Raw genomic sequence first — 23,497 nt, 5'->3', positions numbered from 1 at the left:
CGCTGCCGGGCTGAAGGTTTTCCCTACCGAGTCACCGATATCGAGGAGGTCCGCGCGTGAGCGCGATCAACGATCTGCCCGCCACCACCCAGGCCCGGATGCTCGCCTCCGGCGAGTTGTCGGCGAGGGAACTGCTCGACGCCACACTCGGTCGCGTGGCGGAGCTGAATCCGGTACTGAACGCCGTCGTCAGTATCGACGAGGACAAGGCGTGGGCAGCCGCCGCGGCGGCCGACGAAGCGCACGCGGCAGGGCGGCGGCTGGGGCCGCTGCACGGGCTTCCGCTCGCCGTGAAGGATCTCCACGCGACCGCCGGGATGCGCACCACCTTCGGCTCGCCCGCGTTCGAGGACAACGTTCCCGACGCCGACGAACTCGTCGTCGCCCGGATGCGGGCCGCGGGGGCGATCATCTTCGGCAAGACGAACGTTCCCGAGTTCGGCGCGGGGTCGCACACCTTCAACCCGGTGTTCGGCCTGACCCGCAACCCCTATGCGCCGGACCGCTCCGCGGGCGGTTCGAGCGGAGGCGCCGCGGCCGCGCTCGCGGCGGGACTGACGTCCTTGGCCGACGGCAGCGACATGGGCGGATCGCTGCGGAATCCGGCCTCGTTCTGCAACGTCGTCGGCCACCGTCCGAGTCCGGGGCGAGTCCCGGCGTGGCCGGCGAAAGACGCCTGGTTCACCCTCGGCGTCCAAGGTCCGATGGGGCGCACGGTCGCCGACGTGGCACTGCTGCTGTCCGTGCAGGCAGGCCCGGACGAACGCGCGCCGCTGTCGTTGCCCGAGTCCGGCGCCGTGTTCGCCGCCGGATTGCCGACCCGGCTGGACGGCCTGCGGATCGCGGTCTCACCGGATCTGGGCGGACGGGTGCCGGTCGACGCCGCGGTCGCGACGATCGTGGAAGACCAGGTGGACGTGCTGCGTGGTCTCGGTGCCGAAGTCGTCTCCGGCTGTCCCGACCTGACCGGAGCCGAGGGGGTCTTCCAGACCTTCCGCGCCCTGAACTTCGCACAGGGGGTCGGTGACCTCGTCGACGCCGAACCGGACAAGGTCAAGCAGGCCATCCACTGGAATGTCGCGAAAGGACGCGCGCTCACCGGTGCGGACGTCGCCGAGGCCATCCGGCTGCGCACCGAACTCTTCCATCGTGTCCGCGCCTATTTCTCCGATGTGGACGCTGTCGTTCTTCCCGCCAGCCAGGCACTTCCCTTCGATGCCGAGCTGGAGTACCCGGAGACGGTGGGCGGGTCCGAAGTGGAGGACTATCTGCACTGGATGAGAGCGGCCTACCTGGTCTCCGCGACGGAGTGCCCGGCGACCGCCGTCCCGGCGGGCTTCACCGGCGAAGGACTGCCGGTCGGGGTTCAGGTGGTCGCCGCACGGCACGCCGACTTGCGCGCGCTCGGGATCGCGCACGCGCTGGAGAAGGCGAACGGTCTCACCGCCCGCAGGCCGCCGCAGGGTGGTGCCAGCGCTACCACGAGTCTTCCCTCACGTGGGATCGATCCAGGCCCTCCCCGGCCGTAGGTTTCAGGTGAGAGATCACCACCGGTTAAGGGGAAATGATGAATTCAGGGGGCACGCGCGCCTTGACGCTGGAATCCGTGAGCAAGGTCTACGGATCCGGCGACGGCGCGGTCACGGCCTTGAGCGGGGTGACCGTCGAGGTGCGCAAGGGCACGTTCACCGCGGTGATGGGACCGTCGGGATCGGGCAAGAGTACTTTTCTGCACTGCGCGGCCGGGCTGGACAAGCCGAGTTCCGGCCGGGTGCTGCTGGGGGACACGGAGCTGAGCAGGCTGCGCGAGAAAGCGCTCACCGAACTGCGGCGGACCCGGATCGGGTTCATCTTCCAGGCCTACAACCTGTTGCCGTCGTTGAATGTCCTGCAGAACATCACGCTGCCGACGCGGTTGGCCGGGACGAAGCCGGATCCGCAGTGGTTGCGTGAGATCGTCGAGGGAGTCGGGATCGCGAAGCGGCTCGAACACCGCCCGTCGGAACTCTCCGGCGGCCAGCAGCAGCGGGTCGCGATCGCCCGCGCGCTGATCACCCGGCCCGAGGTCGTCCTTGCCGACGAACCGACCGGGGCGCTGGACACGCGCACCGCGCGCCAGGTCCTGGATCTGCTTCGCTCCATTGTGGACGGTATGGGCCAGACCGTGCTGATGGTCACCCACGATCCGGTCGCGGCTTCGGCCGCGCACGGCGTGCTGTTCCTCGCCGACGGCAAGCTGGCAGGCCATCTCCCGGAGCCGACTCCGGAACGGGTCGCCGAGCGTATGACCCACCTCGGGGAGTGGTGACGGCATGTGGGATTTGGCTTGGCAGACGACGAAGACCCGCCTGAGCGGGTTCATCGGCGCGTTCGTCGCGATCCTCTGCGGGACGGCGCTGGTCGCCGGATGCGGCATCCTGATGGAATCCGGTCTGCGCGCGGGGGTCCCGACGCAGCGGTACGCGGACGCGGCGGTCGTCGTCGGCGGTCAGCAGACGGTCGACCCGCCTGGCGCCGGTCCGCTCGAGACCCAGCAGGTCGCCGAGCAGGCTTCGGTGCCGGTGAGCATCGCCGGGCCGATCTCCGCGGTGCCGGGGGTCCGCGGCGTGGTGGCGGAGCAGAGCTTCCCGGCGAACGTGGTGACGGCCGACGGCCGGGTGCTGAACGGGCCCGAAGGCGGCCAGTCGTTGGGCCACAACTGGGACGCCGCGGCTCTGGCGCCGTTCTCGCTGCGTGACGGCCGCGCGCCCGCGGGTGCCGACGAGGTCGTCCTGGACGCGGATCTGGCGTCGCGGAGCGGGGTTTCGGCCGGTCAGCGGGTGAAGATCGCCGTCCGCTCGGCGCCGGTGGAGTTCCGGGTCTCCGGTATCGCCGCACCGAAGTCGGGCGACGGCCTCACTCGGCAATCCGCGGTGTTCTTCTCGGCGGAGAAAGCCGCCGAACTCGCCGGGACACCCGGCCAGGCGCACGCGATCGGTGTGCTGGCGGACCCGGGTGTCACGCCGGGGGACCTCGCCGACCGGATCCGCGACGCGGTCGGCACCGACAGGGTGACGGTGACGACCGGGGTCGAGCGCAGCACGGTCGAGTTCCTCGACGTCAGCCAGACCCGGATGCTGCTGATGGCGCTGGCGGGTTCGTTCGGCGGCTTCGCGCTCCTCATCGCTGTGTTCGTCGTGGCCAGCACGCTGGCGCTGGTCATCAACCAGCGACGCCGGGAGTTCGCGTTGCTGCGGGCGATCGCGGCGACTCCCCAGCAGATCCGCAAGCTCATCGGCGCCGAGACGATGATCGTCGCGGTGGTCGCCGGGGTGCTGGGCAGCGGCCTGGGGGTGGCGGTGGGTTTCGGGCTGAGGAACGCGTTCGGGGCCATCGGCGTGATCCCGCCGGACTTCGAACTGGCGATCAGCCCGATCCCGCTCGTCGCCGCGCTGGCGCTCGGTCTCGGCACGGCGCGCTTGGCGGCCTGGTCGGCCTCGCGGCGCCCGTCGTCGATCCGCCCGGTGGAGGCGCTCGGCGAGGCCGCGGTGGAGCGGCGTGAACTCGGCCGGGTGCGCGTCATCATCGGCTGCGCGCTGGTGGTGGCCGGTTTCGGCGGATCCCTGGTCCCGATCTTCGTCCGCGGTGACGCGGGGCTCGCGGCGTCGGGAAGTTCGTCGCTGATCATCGTGATCGGGCTGGCCGTCCTCGGCCCCAAGGTGGTCGCGTTCATGACGCGGCTGATCGTCCCGGTGCTCAACCGGACGTCTCGGATCAGCGGTTATCTGGCCGCGGCGAACAGCCAGGCCAACGCGCGGCGCCTCGCCGCCGCGGTGACACCGGTGATGCTGGCGGTCTCGTTCGCGCTGACGATGTTCTACAGCCAGACCTCCGCGGCGGCCGCGAGGCAGGAGGAGACCGTGGAGTCGACCACGGCGGACCACGTGCTCGCCGGGAGCACGGGCGGGCTCTCGCCGGAGGTCGCCGAGGCGGCGCGGCGGATTCCCGGCGTGGCCGCCGCGACCCCGGTCGTCCGCACCGAGGTGATCAACACGGTGCGGGAACAGGACAGCCTGCGCGTCGAGCGGTACGCGGCGCAAGGACTGGACGGCGCGCAGATCCGCGGGAACCTCGAGCTGGGCGTGGTGTCGGGCAAGATCACCGACCTGACCGGGAACACCGTCGCGATGAGCGAATCGGAAGCGGACTGGTACGAGAAGAAGATCGGCGACGAGGTCGAGTTCTACTTCGGCGACGGCGCTCCGGCCAAACTGCGGCTGGTCGCCACGTACAGCCGTGACCAGGCTTTCGGCCGCTACGTGCTGCCCGCGGACCTCGCCAGGGCGCACACCGGCGATCGACTGGACGACTCGGTGCTGGTGCGACGGCAGCCCGACGCGGACGCCGCCACCGTGACCGCCGCGCTGAACGCCCTCGCGGCCCCCTACCCGGGACTGGTCGTGACGCCGGGATCGGCGGTCGCCGCGCCCGCCGGCGGGCAGCAGCAGGCCCAGTTCTACGTGAACCTGGTCGCGGTCGGGGTGATCCTCGGCTACGTCGTGATCTCCGTGGCGAACACGCTGGTGATGAGCACGGCGCAGCGATCCCGGGAGTTCGCGCTCCTGCGCCTGATCGGCACGACGAAACGCCAGGTGGTGCGGATGATGCGCTTCGAAGCGCTGACGACGGCAGGCGTCGCGGTCCTGCTGGGGACCGTGGTGGCGGGGATTCCGCTGGTCCTGCTGAACCTCGGCCTGCGCGGCACCCCGCTGCCGTCCGGAACGATCACCGTCTTCGGCGGGGTCGTCGCCGGGGCGATCCTGCTCGGTCTCCTGTCGCTCGGCCTCGCCACCCGTGTGGCGCTGCGGTCGAAGCCGATCGAGGCGATCGGTCTCCGCGAGTAGCGCGATCCCCGTCGTCCGGTCAGCCCTCGGCGGCGGGCCGGACGGCGGGGATCTTCCCGCCGCGGAAGGCGTCGACGAACAACCGGTGGTCGTTCCGCGACTGCTCGGCGTAGGCCATCGCGAACTCGGTCAGCGTACGGACGAACTCCTCCTCGCGGTCGCCGATCACCCCGGCGATGGCCGCTTCGCTCTGGAAGTCGACGAGGGTCTGCTCGGAGTCCGAATCGGACACACAGTGCATCTTCGCGGTGGCCCGGCCGAGGTAGTCGAGGACCGGCCCCATCTCCGACGGTTCGGTCAGATCCGACCAGTCCAGGTCGTCGACGTACGGCGACAGCTCCGAGACCACGAACCCGGTCCCGTCGATCTCCGTGTGACCCAGCCAGGGATCCGCGTGCGCCTGCAACGCGCGCTGGGAGACGGCGGTGCGGTGTCCCTCGTTGGTGAAGTAGCCACGGATACTCTCTTCGGACACGATCCGGCTCGGCGCGGCGACGTTGCCCTGTTTCATCGACAGGACGACGTCGTTCTCCAGTGCCTGTGTCCGGCCTTCGACGAGGATGTTGTACGCGGGCAGCCCGGCGGAGCCGATGCCGAAGCCGGTCCGGCCGACGATGTCCTTGACCCGGTAGGTGATGCTGCCGAACCGCTTGTTCTCCGGAATGGTGTCCAAATAGGACTCGAAGGCCCTGGTCGCGGTCTCGTGTTCGGCCTTCTCGAGGACCCGGACGCCGGGCCCGTGCCGGAACCTGCGGTCGTAATCCTTCACAGTGGTCAGTTCGTCGAGCAGGTCGATCCGGGTCTTGAGGCGGGCCCTCAGCAGGACCTGGTGCAGGACGCCCTCGGTGCTGTCCAGCTGGAGCCGGACGAGTTCGTCGCCGGGCCGCTCGGCGTACTCGCGGACCTGTTTGACGTAGGCGCGCAGGTAAGTGCCGATCAGCTTCTCGATATCGTCGTCCGAGATCGCCTTGCTCCACGCCAGCAGCGCGACACTGGCGGCGAGCCGTTTGAGGTCCCAGGTGAAGCAGCCGAGGTACGCCTCGTCGAAGTCGTTGACGTCGAACACCAGCGTCCCGGACGAATCCATGTAGCTGCCGAAGTTCTCGGCGTGCAGGTCGCCCTGGATCCACACACGGCTGGTTTCGGCGTTCGCCCACGGGTCGTCCTCATGCGCCATGTCCGCGTAGAACAGGCAGGCCGAGCCCCGGTAGAAGGCGAACGGGGCGGCGGCCATCTTGCGGAACTTGCGGCGGAACGCGTCGGCGTCCGCGCGCATGAGGTCCTCGAAGGCCTCCACCAGCACTTCGACGATCCGCGCCTGACGTTCGTCCTCGCCCCGTTCGCGGATCAACCCGACCACACCTGTCATCACGACCTCCAGTCGTCGTTCACGGTGCCACAGGTCGGTTCGCCGGGCAGGCCGGATTCACCGCAGTTTGGCGAAGGTCTCGGGGAGCCGTGCCGCCAGCCGGCGGGTGGCGAGGATACCGCCGATCCAAGCGCCCGCCACCGCGTTGACCAGTGCGACCGCGAGCGTCGCAGTCCCGAACCAGGCGGGGAGCGAGTCCCCGGCGAAGGTCAGCACCGCGGCCATCGCGGACGTCGGCGCGGTCGCCCACAGCTGTACCTGGAACGCCGCGAAGATCCCGGCCGTGTTCTCCCCGGCGTCCGTGGCGTTGACGCGCCGGTGCGGATCCACTCCGGGTGTCGCGCCGAGCACCGACATCACCAGCGCGGTGCCGCAGCCGACGCCGAGCAGCGCGATCACCACCGCGAGGATCGGCACCGCGTAGGCGTAGATCCCGGTCGCGGCCATCATGGCCGCCGACAGCACGAGCGCGGGAAGTCCGAAAAGGACGGTGAGGCCGATCTGGCGGCCGCGGACGTCGGCGCGGACGGTCGCCGGGCTCTCGGCCACCACGAGCTGCCACAGCGCGGTGCCGTCCTGGCCGTAGAGATTCGCGCCGCTGAGCGCCACGGTGAGCGCGACGGCGACCCCGGCCAGCCCGGCGATCTCGGGCACCCCGGCGATCGCGCCGTAGACCGCGATGAACACGCCGAACCAGATCGCCGAGCGCACCTCCAGGCTCCGCCACGGGTCCCGCCACCAGGTGCGGAGTTCCTTGCCGACGACCGCGCCGAGCGGGCTCGCTGGCAGCCATCGGGGACGGGTGAGGACGCGGCTGCCCCATGGGCGACGGCGGCGCCGAACCGTCCGATTCCCGACATGCGGGGTCGACAGCGCGATCGCGGCCGCCACCACGACCGCCGTCGCGGCGGCCAGGAGAGCGAGCGAGCCGAGCGCGGGCAACGGCCGTCCTGCCCCCATCTCGCCGGCGGCACGCAACGGAAGCCCGAAAGGCGTCCATTCCAACACCGCGCGGGCGGGGATCGCGCCGAAACCGTCACGCAGGAACGCCGGGACCGACTCCAGTACCGGCCGGACGACGGCCCAGCCCGCCGTCATCGACGACAGCAGCAGGCCGTACTGGACGGCCGCGAGTTCGACACCGAGGTGCGTGCGCATCGCCGCGCCGAGCAACGCGTAGACGGTCCGGGAGAGCGCCACCACGAACACGACCAAGAGCGCCGCTCCGACGATCGCCGTGGCGGCCGAAGCGATCGCGGCGGTGCCGGTCGCTTCGGCGAGCGCGTACGGGATGAGCGCCAAGGCCGCGATCGTCGTCACCGCGCCGCCGACCCCGGCGAACGCGGACGCCAGGAGACCCGCCCCGAGCCGTCGCCGCGGGAGCGGGAGGAGGGTGAAGTACTCCGGGCGCAGCATCGCGGCGCCGGAGGTGAGGACGGGGCCGATCATCCAGCCCGCCGTCCAGAAGGCCAGGACGAGCAGCAGCACGTCGGTGCGGGCGGCGGGTTCCGCGACGAACACGACCGCCCAGGTGATCGCGGCCGCCAGGACCCCGGCGACGAGGCCGAGGACGCGTTTCCAGCCGAGGGTGTGCCGCTGGATCGTGAGCTTCAGCCGGATCAGGTCGCCAACCACAGCAGATCCTCCTCCCCGACACCGCGATCGCCGACGAGCCGGACGAAGACGTCCTCGAGGGACGCCCCGCCGCGCACTTCGGCGAGCGTGCCGCTCGCCACCACCCGGCCGTCCGCGATGACGGCCACCCGGTCGCACAGATCCTCGACCAGCGACATCACGTGCGACGAGATGACGACGGAGCCACCGGCGGCGACGAACCGCAGCAGCATCCCTCGCAGCACTCGCGCCGAGACCGGATCGACGGCCTCGAACGGTTCGTCGAGCACGAGCACCTTCGGCGCGTGCAGCAACGCCGTCGCCAGGCCGATCTTCTTGCGCATCCCGGTCGAGTACTCGATGACGAGCAACCCGCGTTCCTCGGCTTCGTCGAGTTCGAGGAGCCGCAGCAGCTCGGCCGCCCGAGAGCGGACGACATCGGCGTCCATCCCCCGGAGCAGTCCCCAGTAGGTGAGCAGTTCGGCACCGGTGAGGCGTTCCGGCAGGGCGAGGCCGTCGGGCAGGACCCCAAGGAGCGCCTTGGCCTTCACGGGTTCCGCCCAGACGTCGACGCCGTGGACCGCGGCGGTCCCGGCGTCCGGGCGGAGCAGCCCGACCGCCATCGCGAGCGAGGTGGTCTTGCCCGCGCCGTTCGGGCCGACCAGCCCGGTCAGCGACCCGGTGGGCACAGTGAGGCCGACACGGTCGGCGGCGGACTTCCCGGAGAACGTCTTCGTCAGCCCGTCCAGCCGAAGGGCGGGCGCGGTTTCGGTCTGCATGGGGCCACGATGACCGGAGCCACGCGGGCGGCGCCGCGGTCCGCGGGACGGAATCGATGGCCGGGTGGCCCGGAAAATCGTGGCCACCCGGCCGCCCCGCCCTTGCCTACACTGCGAGGATGGCCGTGACGGTGGACCGCTGGATGCTGCCCGGCGAACTCGCCCGCGCCGACGAGCCGGGGGAGTCGTCCGGCAGGCGCACGCCCAGGGACTGGGCCGTGGACGTCACGATGTTCTCGATCGCGGCCCTCGTCTGGTTCCTCGAATTCGAGTACTTCGTACTGCCGAACGTGCTGAACCTGCCGCCCTGGACGCGGGTGGCCGACGCGGTCGCGGGCGCGGCGGTCTGCCTGGCGATCTGGTGGCGGCGGCGGTTTCCGGTGGCGGGCGGTCTCCTCGCGGCGACGGCCGGGGCGCTGGCGAACACCGCCGCGGCCGCGATGATCCTGCTGCTGTTCTCGCTCGCGTTGCACCGTGGCTGGAAACCGGCGGTGCCGATCACCTCGGTGGCGGTGCTGATCAGCGTCCCCTACATCCACGCGTACTTCCCCGGTGCGGCGGGCCAGCCGCTGCCGTGGTTGATCAGCCTGGTGCTCGGGGCGGCGCTCGTGGTGACGGCCGGGATCGGGGTACGCGCCCGCCGCCAGGTCGTACTGGCCCTGCGGATGCGCGCGGACGCCGAGCGGCGAGGGCACGCCAGCGAACTGGAGGAGAGCCGCCGCGCCGAACGCCAGCGCATCGCGCGCGAGATGCACGACGTGCTCGCGCACCGGATCTCCCTGCTCGCGGTGCACGCCGGTGCCCTGGAGTACCGCACGGCGCAGGCGGAACGCGGCGCCGCACCGGAACCTTCGGCGGCCGAGGTCCGGGATGTGGTGGCGGTCGTGCGGTCCAACGCGAACCAGGCGCTTGAGGAACTGCGCGAGGTGCTCGACCTGCTGCGTCAGCGGCCCGACGAGGAAGACGGCCGTGAGGCGCCGCAGCCGACGGTGGCCCGGCTCCCGGCGCTCGTCGACGAAGCCCGGCTCAGCGGACAGCAGGTCCGGGCCGGGTTCTCCGGCGGGCTCGGCGAACTGCGGCCGCAGGTGCAGCGGACGATCTACCGGATCGTCCAAGAAGGACTGACGAACGCGCGCAAACACGCTCCCGGCGCGGTCGTCGAGGTGCTGGTGAACGACGTCGCGGCCGGGGAAGTGGTGGTCCAGGTGGTCAACGCCGCCCCGATCGGGGTCACCACGAGCGAGATTCCCGGTGCCGGAGCGGGCCTGACCGGTCTGGCCGAGCGGGTCGCCCTGCACGGCGGGGAACTGACCAGGGAGATCACCGACGGCGAGTTCCGTCTGCGGGCTCGGATACCGTGCCCGTCGTGATCAAGGTGCTCGTGGTCGACGACGATCCTCTCGTCCGTGGCGGACTCAGGCTCATGCTGGGCGGGGCGACCGACGTGGAGGTCGTCGGCGAAGCGGCCGACGGCGCCGACGTGAGTGACGCCGTGTCCCGGTTGTGCCCGGACGTCGTGCTGATGGACGTCCGGATGCCGGTGCTCGACGGCGTCGCCGCCACCGCCGCCCTCGGCAAGCGCACCGGTGGCCCGGCACCCGCCGTGGTCATGCTGACGACCTTCGACGCCGACGAGACCGTGCTCGCCGCCCTGCGCGCGGGTGCGGCGGGCTTCCTGCTCAAGCACACTCCGCCGGAGCAGATCGTGGACGCGGTCAGGCGCGCGGCCGCGGGAGAGCCGGTGCTGTCGCCGGATGTCGCCCGGACCGTGATCGCCATGGCGGCGCGGCGGGGGCCGGACCCCGGTGCCGCGAGAACCCGGATGGCCCTGCTGACCGAACGGGAACGCGAAGTCGCGGACGCGGTCGCGGAAGGGCTGAACAACGCGGAGATCGCCGAGCGGCTGCATCTTTCGCGGTCCAGCATCAAGGCCACGATCTCCAGCGCCCTGACCCGGCTCGACCTGACCAACCGGATCCAGCTGGCGATCGTCGCCCACGAAGCGGATCGTTCTTGATCTCCACCTAGGTCGAGGGTGAAGGCTCGGGTTCACCATCTTTCCGAGGAGTGAACATGAGTGAGGACAAGGGCTTCTACTCGATCATCGAGTACGCGGTCGACGGGCCGGAGACCCAGGCGGCGTTGGTGGAGGCCTTCGCGGAGATCCAGGAGCGCTGGGTCCGGTTCCATCCGGGTTACGTCTCGGCCCGCTTCCACGCGAGCGTGGACGGGACGCGGGTCGTCAACGTCGTCAGCTGGGCGAGCGAGGCGGACTACCGGCATTTCGAGGAGACGTCGGACACCGCCGGACGGCTCGCGGCCATCCAAGCGGCGCTCGACGGTCTGCCCGGTGAGGTCGAGTCGCTGGTGAGCGCCAACCCCCGCTACCGCGTCGTCCGGGAGACCGGCCCCGGCCCGCGGCGACGATAGAGGGCGCGGATCCCGAAGGCCGCGAGCAGGCCGAGGACGGCCAGCCCGAACGGCCGGAGGGTGACCGTCCACGGCCACGCGTCGCCGTCGAGCGCGAGGTGGCCGGTCGGGTACTCCAAGGTCCTGGCCGTCCATCGCGTGGTCGCGGTGTCCGTGGTGCGCACGAGGTCTTCGAGTACGGCGTCGAACGGGAATCCCGGCTCGGTGTGCAGATACACCGGCGAGTACCGATCGGCGGCGCGACTCGCGGCCGCGTCGGCGCCGGGCACGATCAGCCGGTCGAGCCCGGCGGTCGACGGTGTGCCGCGCGGTGCGAAGGTCAGTCCGTGCCGGGACCGGATCGGCGCGCCGTCCAGGCCGACCGCCGTCGTCTCGACCGCCAGCGACTGGCCGTAGGTGTCGAACACCGCCGCGAGTTCGAGCTCCCGGATCCCGTTCGTCAGCAGGACACCCAGCATCGGTTTGTCCCACCGGAAGGCTGTGTTGAACCCGACCACGGTGTCCGCAGCTTCGAAGCTGTTCTGCTCCATCGGCGGGCTGGAGCCGGGGGAGTAGTGGGTCCAGCCGACGGCCGCCGCCGTCTTGCGCGCGGCTTCGGTGCCGGCGAAGCGTTCGGTGAGATGGAGCGCCCCGTCGATCCCGGAGAGGATTCCGGCCGTGGTCACGATGTTCCCGTCGTCGACGTAGCGCGTGCCTCGAACCCAGTCCACGGCGGGGAATTCGTCGTCGAAGCCACCGATGCGGATCCAGTGCGCGGTGGCCTTCCTCCCGTCGAGAAGCCCGGCCGTGGCGAGCACGCCCGAGCCGTTGCAGACACTCATGAGCAGCGAGCCCCGCGCCGACTGCCGCTTCAGCCAATCGGTCACCGGCCGCGTGGTCGGCTCACCGAGATCCGGCAGCGCGGGTACCACCACGACGTCGGGGGCGGCGGACGAAAGCAGTCTGTCGAGATCGGCGAAACCCAGGTCGGGGATCAGGTCGAGGCCGCCGGTCAGCGTGACCGGCCTGGCCTCCGGCGCGACGGTGTAGACGTTGAACGCGCCGGCCGCCGCCAGGACCTCGTAGGGCGCGAGCGCGTCGGAGACGACCGCACCTTCGTTCCCCACGACGACCACCGCGGTGGGCTTCGCGGGATCGTGCGGCCGGTGGGCCGGGCGCGGCGCGCTCCCGTCGGTTCTCTGCTTATAGCGGTTTTCGAAGCTGGCGCTGAGGGTGACCGCGCCGAGCGTGACGGGCAGCGCCAGCGCGGCGACGGTGAACGCCAGCACGGTCAGCGTTACCCGGACGAAGGCTCGCATGGTCAGAACCCGTACTCGGCGCGCCGGCGGACCATGGCGGCGAGCATCGCGGGCACCATCAGCACGTGCCCTGCCGTCATCAGCGTCGGTCCCGAGACCAGGCCGGTCCAGAAGAACGGCAGGAACAGCACGTAGGGCAGGTACATCGCGGCCGACATCTCGGCGATCGAAGCCCAGCCGTGGCGCCGGATCCGCATCCACAGGGCCATCCCGAGCGACATGTTCGTCGCCATCACCAGCGCGTTCGCGGTCACGTTCCCGGCGAGGCCCGGCCACAGGAACGACCAGACCGGCTCCAGGACGATCATCCCGGCCACCATGGCGATCAGCATCTCGACGGCGTGGCGGATGAAGTGCAGGACGGCTTGCTTTCGGGTCTTCTGCTCGGTCGTGTGGTTCATTTCGGCTCCCTCGGTCGATGCGATGGGAGCAATGTTCGGCCGGGGCGGGGTACGAGAGCAGGTGCCGGAAGTCATGTGCGAGGTCATGTGACCGGTGCTCTCGCTGCCTGCACCCTCAGAACAGGCCGAGTTCCTTCGCGCGCAGGGCGGCCTGGGTACGATCCCGCACCTGGAGCTTGGACAGGACGCTCGTCACGAGGTTCTTCACCGTGCCCTCGGCGAGGAACAGCATCTTGGCGATCTCGCGGTTGCTGCGGCCGCCTGCCAGGAGCCGGACGACCTCGAGTTCACGCTCCGAAAGCGGGGTCGTCAACGGCCGGGGTGCCTCGGCGGGCAGCCGGGCCACCCTCGCGACGAGCTTCGCCGCGACCGACGGCTGCAGCACCGATTCGCCCCGTTGGGCCGCGACCAGCGCTTCGACCAGTCGTGTCGACGAGACGTCCTTGAGCAGATAGCCGACGGCGCCCGCGCGCAACGCGGCGAACACGTCCTCGTCGTCGTCGAACGTGGTCAGTGCCAGGACACGCACGTCCGGCTGTTCAGCTCGAAGCCGCGCGGTGGCCGCGATCCCGTCCAGTACCGGCATCCGCAGATCCATCAGCGCGACGTCGGGACGGAGTTCGGCGCAGCGCCGGACGGCCTCCTCGCCGTTCGCGGCCTCGCCGACGACGTCGATCTCCGGCTGGACTTCCAGCAGGGTTGCCAACGCTTCGCGGAACAACGCCTGGTCGTCGACGATCAGTACCCGGACGCTCATCCCGGAACCTCCACGGTGAGCGTCGAGCCGTTCCCTTCTTCGGAGTCGACCGAGACACCGCCACCGAGCCCGGCGACCCGCTCGCGTAGTCCCATGAGACCGAAACCCTTGTCCGGCGAGGGATCCTCGGTGAACCCGAGACCGTCGTCGCGGACCTCGAGCCGGACTCGATCGGTGGCGGCGTAGTCGAGCACCACGGTCGCCGCGGTGGCCCGCGCGTGCTTGCGCACGTTGGTCAGTCCCTCCTGGGCCGCCCGGAACAGCGACTCCTCCACGTCGGCGCGGATGTCCCGCGCGGTGCCCCTGACCTCGAACCCGGTCGGCACGCCTGCCGCGGAGGTCTCTTCCGTCAGCGCCCGCACCGCGTCCGCGAGCGATTCGGAACGCGGCTCCCGCAACGCCGACACGGAACGGCGGACCTCCGCCAGCGCCTCACGTGACTGGTCCTGTGCCTTCGCGAGCATCTCGTCGACCCGTTCCGTGTCGCCGGTGCCGATCACCGCGCGGGCGGCCTGCACCATCATCTGGACGACGGTGAGATGGTGACCGAGCCCGTCGTGGATGTCGCGCGCGAGGCGGTTGCGTTCCTGGATCGTGGCGAGCTGTTCGGCCTGCGCGGCCTGGTCGCGAAGCCGTTCGTGCGCCTCGGCCAGCTCCTCCCGCGCCCGCTTCTCCCGGACGACCAACTCGGTCACCACCGCGGCGAAGATCATGACCGCCAGCGTCCCGAGCCCTTCGCGGAGGCCGTCGAGCGGTGCCATCGGCAGGTGGATCAACGGGATCACCACCGCGACCCCGAAAGCCACCGGCAGCGGCAGCAGCAACACGGTGTGGCAGACGAGGACCACGAGAAGCAGGACGGCCCCGATCGCGGCTCCCGAAAGCGAGAACAGGGTGAAGCCGAGCGGTAACTGAACGCAGACGTACGCTATCGCCCACGCGCGTCCGTGTCTCTGGACCCAGGGGAAGCCGGCGATCGCGATCGCCGCGTAGACCAGCCCGGCGAGGAGTGTCGGCAGCACGAGCGTCTCGTATTTGGCCGAGCCGAGCGGCAACGTCACGTACGCGACGAGGGTCAGTGCGGCCAGGGCCCGGTTCACGGACACACAATGCCACGTACGGCGGGCCAGATGGGCGAACTCGCGTGATCAGAGACGTAACTCGCGTGATCAGACGCCGCACACGCGAGTTCGCCGTTCAATCACGTGAGTTCCGCGTCTGATCACGCGAGTTACGCGTTTCGTCCTCTGAATGCGGGAGTCAGGCGATCGTGCTGTTCCGGATCTCCAGCGAGAAAGGTGTCTGGACGTCTTCGGGTTCCAGCTCGCTCCCGCCCGCGATACGCCGCCGCAGCAGATCGACCGCGGCCCGCGCGATCGCCGCCTTGTCCGGCGCGATCGTCGTCAGCGACGGCAGGCTGTACGCGCTCTCCTCGTTGTTGTCGAAGCCGACGATCGCCATGTCCGACGGCACCTGGACACCGCGTTCGGCCGCGGCGCGCAGGGCACCGATGGCGAGGAGGTCGTTGAAGCAGAAGACCGCGTCGGGTGGCTCCGGAAGTGCGAGGAGATGCGCCATCGCTTCGGCACCGTTGGCGCGGTGGTAACGCAGGGCGGGCAGGACCAGTTCCGGAATGGGCACGAGCCCCGCTTCTTCGAGCGCGGAGTGGTAACCCTCCAGCCGTTGCGCGGCGGTGTGGCGCTGCGGATGCGCGCCGATCGCGGCGATCCGGCGGCGGCCGAGCGAGATCAGGTGCCGCACCGCGATCCTGGCGGCCTGGACGTTGTCGATGCCGACGTGGTCTATCGGGACATCGACGACGTGCTCACCGAGCATCACCAGTGGAACGCCCGGTGCGAGATCCTCGAAGTCGTTGGTGTGCAACGCTTCCGGGCTGATGATCGCACCGTCGATCAGATGCGGGCCGAGCGCGGACAGCGCGTCGCGCTCGCGCTCCCTGGTGCCGAGGGTCTGTTCGATCAGGACGTTCCACTCGTGCTCCTGCGCCGCCTGCAGCACCAGGCCCGCCAGCTCGCCGAAGTACGGGATGCTCAGCTCGGGCAGCATCAGCCCGAGGAACCCGGTGCGGCCGCGGCGGAGGTTGCGGGCGCCCAGGTTGGGCCGGTAACCGGTCGACGCCAGTGCCTCCTCGACGCGCTTGCGGTTCTCCGGTTTGACGAAGTCGTAGCCGTTGACCACGTTCGACACGGTCTTGACCGAGACGCCCGCAAGCTTGGCGACGTCCTTGAGCGTGGCCACCCTCGCTCCCCTCTGCAGTGCTCCGGCACAGATCCGGCACAGCCTAGCCGCGCGAACGGCGGATTTACAACGTTGTACCAACGATGTAAATCTGGCATCGTCCCTATGAGTGACATGGGTCACCGCAGATCCGTGTGCTCGACTTCCCCGAGGAGCGATCGATGTCCCTGCCCATCCGCCGCACCCTGCTCCTGGTGACCGGCCTCGCGCTCGCGCTGACGGCCTGCACCAGCCGCGAGACCCAGCAATCCGCCCCGTCGGGGGCGGGACCGGCCGCTTCGGCGGCGCCGAACCAGGCCACAGGGCCGGGATGCGCCCGCGAGAAGACCGGCTACCCGCAGGTGGACGTGAAGAACGCGGTCATCGGCTTCTCCCAGTCGGAGAAGGAGGCGAACCCGTTCCGCATCGCCGAGACGCAGTCCATCAAGGACGAAGCGACGAAACTCGGTGTCCCGGCGGACAAACTCCTGATCACCAACGCGCAGAGCGATCTCAACAAGCAGATCAGCGACATCAAGTCGTTGCTGGACCGGGGCGCGCAGCTGCTCATCGTCGCCCCGCTGAACTCCGACGGCCTTCAGCCAGCCCTCGACGCGGCGAAGGCCAAGAAGGTCCCGGTCGTCACGATCGACCGCAAGGTGACCTCCCAGCCGTGCACCGACTACCTGACCTTCATCGGCTCCAACTTCGTCGAGCAGGGCAAACGCGCCGCGCAGGAGATGGTGAAGGCCACCGGCGGCACCGGCAAGGTCGCGATCCTGCTCGGCACGTCCGGCAACAACGTGACCACCGACCGCACCAAGGGGTTCAAGGACGAGATCGCCGCGACCACGGGGATCCAGATCGTCGCCGAGCAGACCGGCGAGTTCGACCGGTCCAAGGGCCAGGCGGTCATGGAGCAGCTCATCCAGAGCAATCCGGAGATCACCGCCGTCTACGCCGAGAACGACGAGATGGGCATCGGCGCGGTCACCGCGCTCAAGGCCGCGGGCAAGACGCCGGGCAAGGACGTCAAGATCGTCTCGATCGACGGCACCCGCAACGCCGTCCAGCTCATCGCCGACGGCAGCTACAACGCGGTGATCGAGTCCAACCCGCGCTTCGGCCCGCTCGCCTTTTCCACGCTGCAGGACTTCGCCGCGGGCAAGGAGATCCCGCCGACCGTGGTGATCTCCGACGACCAGTACGACTCGGCGAACGCGGCCCAGAAGCTCGGGAACGCGTACTGACGATGGAACCGGTTCTCGAGGTCGAAGGCGTGACGAAGACGTTCGCCGGGGTGCGCGCGCTCGACGACGTGTCGTTCGCGCTGCGGCCGGGCGAGGTGCATGCGCTGGTTGGCGAGAACGGCGCCGGGAAATCGACGCTGATCAAGGTGCTCACCGGCGTGCACAAGCCGGACTCCGGCACGATCCACGCGCGGGGCGCGATCTCCACCATCTACCAGGAGGTCAACCTCATCCCGCTGATGAGCGTGGCGAGCAACGTGTACCTCGGCCGCGAGCCGAGGAAGCGGCTCGGGCTGGTGGACTGGGCGCGGATGAACGCCGACGCGGCGGCGCTGCTGAAGGACTACGGCATCGACGCCGACGTCCGCCGTCCACTCGGGACGCTCGGGGTCGGCGCGCAGCAGATGGTGGCGCTGGCCCGCGCGGTGTCGGTCGACGCCGACGTCGTGATCATGGACGAGCCGACGTCCTCGTTGGAGCCGCGTGAGGTCGAGACGCTGTTCGAGGTCATCGGCAGGCTGCACGAACGCGGGATCGCGATCGTGTACGTCAGCCACCGCATGGACGAGCTGTACCGGATCTGCGAACGGGTGACGGTGCTGCGGGACGGCAAGCGGGTCCACACCGGACCGCTCGCCGACCTGCCGCGGCTGGAACTGGTGTCGATGATGCTCGGCCGCAGCGTCGGCGACATCCGTTCGCATGGCGCGACGGCCTTCGAGGGCGACCACGAGGCCGGCCGGGAACCGGTGCTGCAAGCGGAGAACCTCACCAGCGGCAACCGCCTGTCCGGGGTGTCGGTGGAGATCAGACCCGGCGAGATCGTCGGCCTCGCGGGGCTGCTCGGCTCCGGCCGGACCGAGACCGCGCGGGCGATCGTCGGCGATCTGCCGCTGTCCGGCGGCACCGTCCTCGTCGGCGGAAGGCAAGTCCCGCAAGGGAACGTGGCCGCCGCGATGCGCGCGGGGGTCAGCATGCTCGCCGAAGACCGCAAGACCGAGGGCATCATCCCGCATCTCTCGGTACGGGAGAACATCGTGCTCGCCGCGTTGCCGAAGCTGTCCCGTTTCGGCCTGGTCAGCCGGGCGAGGCAGGACAGGATCGTCGACACGTTCGTGAAACGCCTGCGGATCAAGGTGTCCAGCCCGGATCAGAAGGTCGCGGAGCTCTCCGGGGGCAATCAGCAGAAGGTGCTGCTCGCCCGCTGGCTCTGTACCGAACCGAAGGTGCTGCTGCTCGACGAACCGACCCGGGGGATCGACGTCGGCGCGAAGGCGGAGGTGCAGGCGCTCATCGACGAACTCGCGAAAGACGGGCTCGCCGTCCTGCTGATCTCGTCGGAGATGGACGAACTCCTCGACGGCGCCGACCGGCTGATCGTGCTCAAGGACGGCGCGGTGGTCGGGGAGCTGGCGGGGGACCGGCTCACCCAGGACCACGTGCTGGCCGCGATCGCCTCGGGCGGTGCGGATGACTAGTGGTCACCATCGGATGTCCTCCGGCGATCTCGACGGCCCAGCTTCCCGCTGGACGCACGGCCGTGATGCCCGAGTACAACCCGGTACGAGGCCCTCGCGGCCGCACGCCCAGCGGAAACCTGGATCCGCCGAATACCCCCGAAGGACATCCGATGGCAACCACTAGCACCCAGCGGAGAACGGAGGAACCGGGACCCACCATGACGGATACGGCGAAAACGGTGGACCGGACCCGGGTGGCGCGGTGGCTGCAGGAGTACGGCGTGTACGTCGCCGTCGTCGCGCTCGTCCTGTTCAACATCGCGTTCACGGCGAACTTCCTGACCGTCGGCAACTTCCGCACCCAGCTCATCCAGGCCGCGCCGGTACTGGTCGTCGCGCTCGGGATGGCACTGGTCATCGGCACCGAGGGCGTCGACCTGTCGGTGGGCGCGGTGATGGCGCTGTCGGCCGCGCTCGTCCCGCTGTACCTCGGCTACGGAACGCTGCCCGCGGTCGCCGTCGCGCTCGCCGCGGGGCTGGCGGCGGGGGCGTTCAACGGCGTTCTCGTGGCCAGAGTCGGGATTCAACCCATCGTGGCGACACTGGCGTTGCTGGTCGGCGGGCGCGGGCTCGCGCTGGTGCTCGCCGACGGCCAGCTGATCCAGCTGCACGATCCGGGCTTCCTCGCGCTCGGCACCGGCGAGGTGCTCGGGATCCCGGTGAGCGTGCTCATCGCGGCCGTACTGGCCGTGCTGATGGCGGCGCTGGTCGGGAAGACGGCGTTCGGCAGGCGGCTGGTCGCGATCGGCGGCAACCGGCGGGCCAGCGTGCTCGCCGGGCTGCCGGTCACTCGCGTGCTCGTCGGCGTCTATGCGATCTGCGGGCTGCTCGCGGCACTGGCCGGGGTGCTCTCCACCGCCCGCCTCGGCGCGGGCGACCCCGCGGACGCCGGCCTGCTGATGGAACTGTCCGCGATCACCGCGGTCGTGGTCGGCGGCACCCCGCTGACCGGCGGCCGGGTCCGCATCCTCGGCACGGTGATGGGTGTCCTGCTCATGCAACTCGTCCGCGCCACGCTCATCAAGCACAACCTGCCGGATTCGACCGCGCAGATGATCCAGGCCGCGATCATCGTCGTCGCGGTGTACGTCGCACGGGAACGGAGCAGCCGATGACCGCGGCGCCCACGATGGCCGCCCAGGATTCCACTCGGCGCGAGCTGATGACCGGAGTGCTGCAGAAACAGGGCGCGGCGATCGCGCTGGTGCTCATGGTCGCCGTCGCGTGGCTGCTGTTCCCGCGCTTCGGCAGCCTGGACAACCTGCGCGACATCGCGTTGCAGAGCTCGTTCCTCGCGATCATCGCGCTCGGGATGACGTTCGTGATCATCACCGGCGGGATCGACCTGTCGGTGGGGTCGGTCTACGCGCTCGGCGGGGTCCTCGCCGCCTACGGCTCGCAATGGGGATTCCTCGTCGCGCTCCTGCTGCCGCTGGCGGTGTGCGGGCTGATCGGCCTGATCAACGGCCTGCTCGTCGCGAAGACCGGGATGGCACCGTTCATCGTCACGCTGGCGTCACTGCTGTTCGCCCGCGGGCTGCTGCTCGCGATCACCAGCGAGGGCGCGACGACGTACAAGATCCCGGAAGGCGAGGCGTTCGTCGAACTCGGGCGAGGCACACTGTTCGGGTTCGGCTATCCGGTGTTCATCGCGGCGGCGCTCTGCCTGGTCGGCGGGCTGCTGTTGCGGCGGACGCGGTTCGGGCAGTCGGTGTTCGCGACCGGCGGCTCGGAACAGTCGGCGAAACTGATGGGACTGCCGGTGGCGCGCACCAAGGTCACCGTCTACGTGATGAGCGGTGTCCTGTCCGGGCTCGCGGGCGCGCTCACCGCGGCGTACCTGCAATCCGGTGTCACGGTGATCGGGGTCGGCCTCGAACTGGACGCCATCTCCGTCGTCGTCATCGGCGGCACCCTCCTGACCGGCGGAATGGGCACGATTCTCGGAACCGTCATCGGTGTGGGCATCCGAACGGTCATCCAGAACGTCATCAACCAGATAGGAACTCTCGACAGCAACTACCAGTCGGTGGTCAGCGGTGCGTTCCTCTTGGTGGTCGTTGTGCTGCAACGGTCATTGGCCCGCACGACCGCCCGGAGATAGGGAGATCGCATGCACCGAAGAACCGCGCGCGCCCTGAGCGTCGTGGCCGGTCTGCTGGCCGCCGCGACGACACTCGTCCCCGTCGCCCAAGCCGCCCCCGTCCCGTTGCCCACCCCATGGACCGATCAGGTCTCGCCGTCGAACGCGCTGCCCGAGTACCCGCGCCCGCAACTGGTGCGGTCGGAGTGGCTCAACCTCAACGGGACCTGGGGCTTCACCGGTGCGCCGAACCTGAACTCGCCGCCGATCGGCAGGCCGCTCGCCGAGAACGTCCTCGTGCCCTACCCGATCGAGTCGATGCTTTCGGGGATCAAACGGCACGAAGACAACATGTTCTACCGCCGGACGTTCACCGTTCCGTCCACTTGGGACGGCCGGCGGGTGAAGCTCAACTTCGGTGCCGTCACCTGGGAGACCAGGGTCTGGGTCAACGGGACGCAGGTCGGGAGCCACACCGGTGGTTTCGACGCGTTCTCGTTCGACATCACCCCGGCGCTCAAGGCGGGGGAGAACGAGATCGTCGTCGGGGTCGCGTCTCCTGTCGACGGAAGCCGGTACCCGGTAGGGAAGCAGCGCAAGACACCCAGCGGCATCTTCTATACGGCGGCGTCGGGGATCTGGCAGACGGTCTGGCTGGAGCCGGTGCGTGCCGAGCACATCACGCGGCTCGACACCACCCCCGACGTTCCCGGCGGGGCGCTCGACCTCGTCGTCCAAGGGACCGCCGGGCAGCAAGCGACCGCCGAAGTCCTTTCGGGTGGTCAAGTGGTCGGCACCGCCACCGGTGCCGTCGGTTCCCGTTTGCGGGTCCCGGTGCCGAACGCGCGGCTGTGGTCGCCGGACGACCCGTTCCTCTACGACCTGCGCGTCCGGTTGCCGGGAGGTGACGTCGTCACCGGGTACTTCGGCATGCGGTCGCTGGGCAAGGCGATGGTCGGCGGCGTGATGCGGCCGCTGCTCAACGGCAAGTTCGTCTTCCAGCTGGGCACGCTGGACCAGGGATACTGGCCGGACGGCATCTACACCGCGCCGACCGACGAGGCGCTGCGGTTCGACCTCGAACGGCAGAAGGCGCTTGGCTTCAACATGGTCCGCAAGCACATCAAGGTCGAGCCCGCGCGGTGGTTCTACCATGCCGACCGGCTCGGGCTGATGGTCTGGCAGGACATGCCGTCGCTCGACTCGATCGACGAAGTCCCGAACGGGCACGTGAACTTCGAGTCCGAACTGCGGCGGATGATCGAGCAGCACAAGGGCATCACGTCGATCGTGCAGTGGGTGCCGTTCAACGAAGGCTGGGGCGAGTACGACGCCGGCCGGATCGTCGATCTGGTCCGCTCGATTGACGACACGAGGCTGATCAACCACAACTCGGGATCCAACTGCTGCGTGTCCGACCCGGATCCGGGCAACGGCGACGTGATCGACGATCACGCGTACCAGGTCTCCACCGGTACGCGGCAACCCGACGCGCGCCGGATCGCCGTGCTGGGTGAGTACGGCGGCCTCGGGCGACGCGTCGTCGGGCACGAGTGGGAACCGGGCAAGGGCTTCGCGTACGGCGCGCTGTATCCGGACGAGACGTCGTTGACGAACCGGTACGTGGAGATCACCAAGCAGGTCGGACGGTTCGTGCACGGCCGCGGGCTTTCGGCGTCGGTCTACACCGAGCCGTACGACGTCGAGAACGAGGTCAACGGCTTCTACACCTACGACCGCCGTGTGCTGAAGATGACCGAGGCGCGAGTGCGCGAGATCAACCAGAAGGTGCTCGCCATCGCCAAGGGCACCGAGGTGGGGCGGGGCGAGCCGGTGTCACTGCGGGTCACGACGGCCGGGTACACGGATCGCTATCTGCGGCACCAGGACGACTTCGTGCGGACTGACGTCCTTGGCGAGGGCAGCGCGGATCTCGCCAAGAAGGACGCGACGTTCTGGGCCCGGCAGGGGCTGGCCGACGCGTCGTGCCTGTCGTTCGAGTCGCGGAACTATCCCGGGCATTTCCTGCGGCACGCGTCGTCGCGGATCCGCAAGGACCCGAACGATGGTTCGGCGCTGTTCGCGGGGGACGCGACCTTCTGCGCGAGGGAAGGTGCCGGCGGAACGGCTCTGGAGTCCTTCAACCAGCGTGGCGCGTACCTCCGGCACTACGCCGCGACCGTCTATCTGGCGCGCAGTGGCGGGGCGAACCCGTGGGACACGCCGTCGAGTTTCGCGGCGGACACGACATGGGCGGCGTCGGTCCCGCTTTGGCGCAGCGGCGCGGATCTGCCGCTGGACCAGGCGAGGTCGTTCAAGGTGACGACTCCCGGCTTCACGGACCGTTTCCTGCGGCATCGTGACGGCCTGGCGCGGACGGACGTGGTGAACGCGTCGAGTGCGGCACTGCTGAAGGCGGACGCGACGTTCGTCGTGCGGCGCGGGCTCGCCGATCCGTCGTGCTATTCGCTGGAGGCGCGCAACTACCCGGGCCAGTTCCTGCGACACGCGGATTTCCGGGTGCGGCTGGCCGGAAACGACAACACCGACCTGTTTCGGAAGGACGCGACGTTCTGCGCGCAGCCCGCGCCCGGTGGCGTCCGCCTGGCGTCGGTGAACGAACTGGGCACGAACATGCGGCACTACGCCGAGGAGGTCTATGTCGCCGCCAGCGGCGGTGGTCACCCGTTCGACAACCCGGTCTCGTACGACCAGGACGTGACCTGGGCGGTCTCCGCCGCCTGGACTCCGTAAGTCCGGGCTCGTGAGCGGCAAGGACCGGGTGGATTCATGCGATCGTCGCAACGTGCTCCTGTTAGGACAGTAGCTTGTTGAGTCGTTCGGCTGGGGTGTCCCAGTTGAGGGTTTTGCGGGG

19 protein-coding genes are annotated in these 23,497 nt (G+C 69.8%); 11 read left to right on the top strand and 8 right to left on the bottom strand.

Going from position 1 to position 23,497, the window contains the following annotated elements; genetic code table 11:
- Positions 1–56: 56 nt before the first annotated feature.
- Genes ACFVM3_RS30025 through ACFVM3_RS30015 form a run of 3 tightly spaced genes read left to right on the top strand, consistent with a single transcriptional unit; the run spans position 57 to position 4,883 of the window.
- Positions 57–1,529, top strand: a complete 1,473-nt coding sequence (locus tag ACFVM3_RS30025) for an amidase (protein WP_378443304.1) — start codon at positions 57–59, stop codon at positions 1,527–1,529.
- 38 nt (positions 1,530–1,567) lie between these two features.
- Positions 1,568–2,308: an ABC transporter ATP-binding protein gene (locus ACFVM3_RS30020; protein WP_378443327.1), complete on the top strand. Its 741-nt coding sequence runs from the start codon at positions 1,568–1,570 to the stop codon at positions 2,306–2,308.
- 4 nt (positions 2,309–2,312) lie between these two features.
- Entirely contained in the window at positions 2,313–4,883 is a 2,571-nt protein-coding gene (locus tag ACFVM3_RS30015) for an FtsX-like permease family protein (protein ID WP_378443303.1), read from the top strand.
- Positions 4,884–4,902: 19 nt separating this feature from the next.
- Here the strand turns inward: ACFVM3_RS30015 and ACFVM3_RS30010 are convergent, their stop codons facing one another.
- From ACFVM3_RS30010 to ACFVM3_RS30000, 3 genes are read right to left on the bottom strand one after another with little or no spacing between them, the layout of a single operon-like run.
- Positions 4,903–6,252 carry a DUF2252 domain-containing protein gene (locus ACFVM3_RS30010; protein WP_378443302.1) on the bottom strand — a complete coding sequence of 450 codons (1,350 nt, stop codon included), beginning with the start codon at positions 6,250–6,252 and terminating at the stop codon, positions 4,903–4,905.
- A 57-nt stretch (positions 6,253–6,309) separates the two neighbouring features.
- Positions 6,310–7,887: a hypothetical protein gene (locus tag ACFVM3_RS30005; protein WP_378443301.1), complete on the bottom strand. Its 1,578-nt coding sequence runs from the start codon at positions 7,885–7,887 to the stop codon at positions 6,310–6,312.
- Positions 7,872–8,645 carry an ABC transporter ATP-binding protein gene (locus ACFVM3_RS30000; protein ID WP_378443300.1) on the bottom strand — a complete coding sequence of 258 codons (774 nt, stop codon included), beginning with the start codon at positions 8,643–8,645 and terminating at the stop codon, positions 7,872–7,874. Before ACFVM3_RS30000 ends, ACFVM3_RS30005 begins: the two co-directional genes overlap by 16 nt.
- 119 nt (positions 8,646–8,764) lie before the next feature.
- Between ACFVM3_RS30000 and ACFVM3_RS29995 the strand changes: the two genes are divergently transcribed.
- From ACFVM3_RS29995 to ACFVM3_RS29985, 3 genes are read left to right on the top strand one after another with little or no spacing between them, the layout of a single operon-like run.
- The gene (locus ACFVM3_RS29995; RefSeq protein WP_378443299.1) at positions 8,765–10,015 is read left to right on the top strand and encodes a sensor histidine kinase; all 1,251 of its coding nucleotides are present in this window, start codon (positions 8,765–8,767) and stop codon (positions 10,013–10,015) included.
- Positions 10,012–10,662, top strand: coding sequence for a response regulator (locus ACFVM3_RS29990; protein WP_378443298.1), 651 nt, complete (start codon positions 10,012–10,014; stop codon positions 10,660–10,662). Before ACFVM3_RS29995 ends, ACFVM3_RS29990 begins: the two co-directional genes overlap by 4 nt.
- Positions 10,663–10,718: 56 nt before the next feature.
- Positions 10,719–11,075 (top strand): antibiotic biosynthesis monooxygenase family protein, encoded by a 357-nt coding sequence (locus ACFVM3_RS29985; protein WP_378443297.1) that lies wholly within the window; start codon positions 10,719–10,721, stop codon positions 11,073–11,075.
- Here ACFVM3_RS29985 and ACFVM3_RS29980 read toward each other — a convergent pair.
- From ACFVM3_RS29980 to ACFVM3_RS29960, 5 genes are all read right to left on the bottom strand, one after another.
- Positions 11,030–12,373 (bottom strand): GlxA family transcriptional regulator, encoded by a 1,344-nt coding sequence (locus ACFVM3_RS29980; protein WP_378443296.1) that lies wholly within the window; start codon positions 12,371–12,373, stop codon positions 11,030–11,032. The genes ACFVM3_RS29985 and ACFVM3_RS29980 overlap by 46 nt on opposite strands.
- Before the next feature lie 2 nt (positions 12,374–12,375).
- Positions 12,376–12,774 carry a hypothetical protein gene (locus ACFVM3_RS29975; protein ID WP_378443295.1) on the bottom strand — a complete coding sequence of 133 codons (399 nt, stop codon included), beginning with the start codon at positions 12,772–12,774 and terminating at the stop codon, positions 12,376–12,378.
- A gap of 115 nt (positions 12,775–12,889) precedes the next feature.
- Positions 12,890–13,531, bottom strand: a complete 642-nt coding sequence (locus tag ACFVM3_RS29970; protein ID WP_378443294.1) for a response regulator — start codon at positions 13,529–13,531, stop codon at positions 12,890–12,892.
- The gene (locus ACFVM3_RS29965) at positions 13,528–14,631 is read right to left on the bottom strand and encodes a sensor histidine kinase (protein ID WP_378443293.1); all 1,104 of its coding nucleotides are present in this window, start codon (positions 14,629–14,631) and stop codon (positions 13,528–13,530) included. The genes ACFVM3_RS29970 and ACFVM3_RS29965 overlap by 4 nt, the downstream gene beginning before the upstream one ends.
- A 160-nt stretch (positions 14,632–14,791) precedes the next feature.
- Positions 14,792–15,790: a LacI family DNA-binding transcriptional regulator gene (locus ACFVM3_RS29960; protein WP_378443292.1), complete on the bottom strand. Its 999-nt coding sequence runs from the start codon at positions 15,788–15,790 to the stop codon at positions 14,792–14,794.
- 161 nt (positions 15,791–15,951) lie between these two features.
- Between ACFVM3_RS29960 and ACFVM3_RS29955 the strand changes: the two genes are divergently transcribed.
- The 5 genes from ACFVM3_RS29955 to ACFVM3_RS29935 all read left to right on the top strand — a co-directional run bounded on the left by ACFVM3_RS29955 (position 15,952) and on the right by ACFVM3_RS29935 (position 23,376).
- Positions 15,952–17,019: an ABC transporter substrate-binding protein gene (locus tag ACFVM3_RS29955; RefSeq protein WP_378443291.1), complete on the top strand. Its 1,068-nt coding sequence runs from the start codon at positions 15,952–15,954 to the stop codon at positions 17,017–17,019.
- Positions 17,020–17,021: 2 nt separating this feature from the next.
- Entirely contained in the window at positions 17,022–18,497 is a 1,476-nt protein-coding gene (locus tag ACFVM3_RS29950) for a sugar ABC transporter ATP-binding protein (RefSeq protein ID WP_378443290.1), read from the top strand.
- Between the two features lie 200 nt (positions 18,498–18,697).
- Entirely contained in the window at positions 18,698–19,654 is a 957-nt protein-coding gene (locus ACFVM3_RS29945; protein ID WP_378443289.1) for an ABC transporter permease, read from the top strand.
- The gene (locus ACFVM3_RS29940) at positions 19,651–20,643 is read left to right on the top strand and encodes an ABC transporter permease (RefSeq protein ID WP_199745489.1); all 993 of its coding nucleotides are present in this window, start codon (positions 19,651–19,653) and stop codon (positions 20,641–20,643) included. The genes ACFVM3_RS29945 and ACFVM3_RS29940 overlap by 4 nt, the downstream gene beginning before the upstream one ends.
- A gap of 9 nt (positions 20,644–20,652) precedes the next feature.
- Positions 20,653–23,376 carry an AbfB domain-containing protein gene (locus ACFVM3_RS29935; protein ID WP_378443288.1) on the top strand — a complete coding sequence of 908 codons (2,724 nt, stop codon included), beginning with the start codon at positions 20,653–20,655 and terminating at the stop codon, positions 23,374–23,376.
- Positions 23,377–23,497: the final 121 nt, after the last annotated feature.

It is taken from the genome of Amycolatopsis sp. NPDC057786, from assembly GCF_042797905.1.
GTDB lineage: Bacteria > Actinomycetota > Actinomycetes > Mycobacteriales > Pseudonocardiaceae > Amycolatopsis.
Note: the sequence above shows the minus strand (reverse complement) of the source record. Positions and strands in the feature narration are given on the sequence as shown.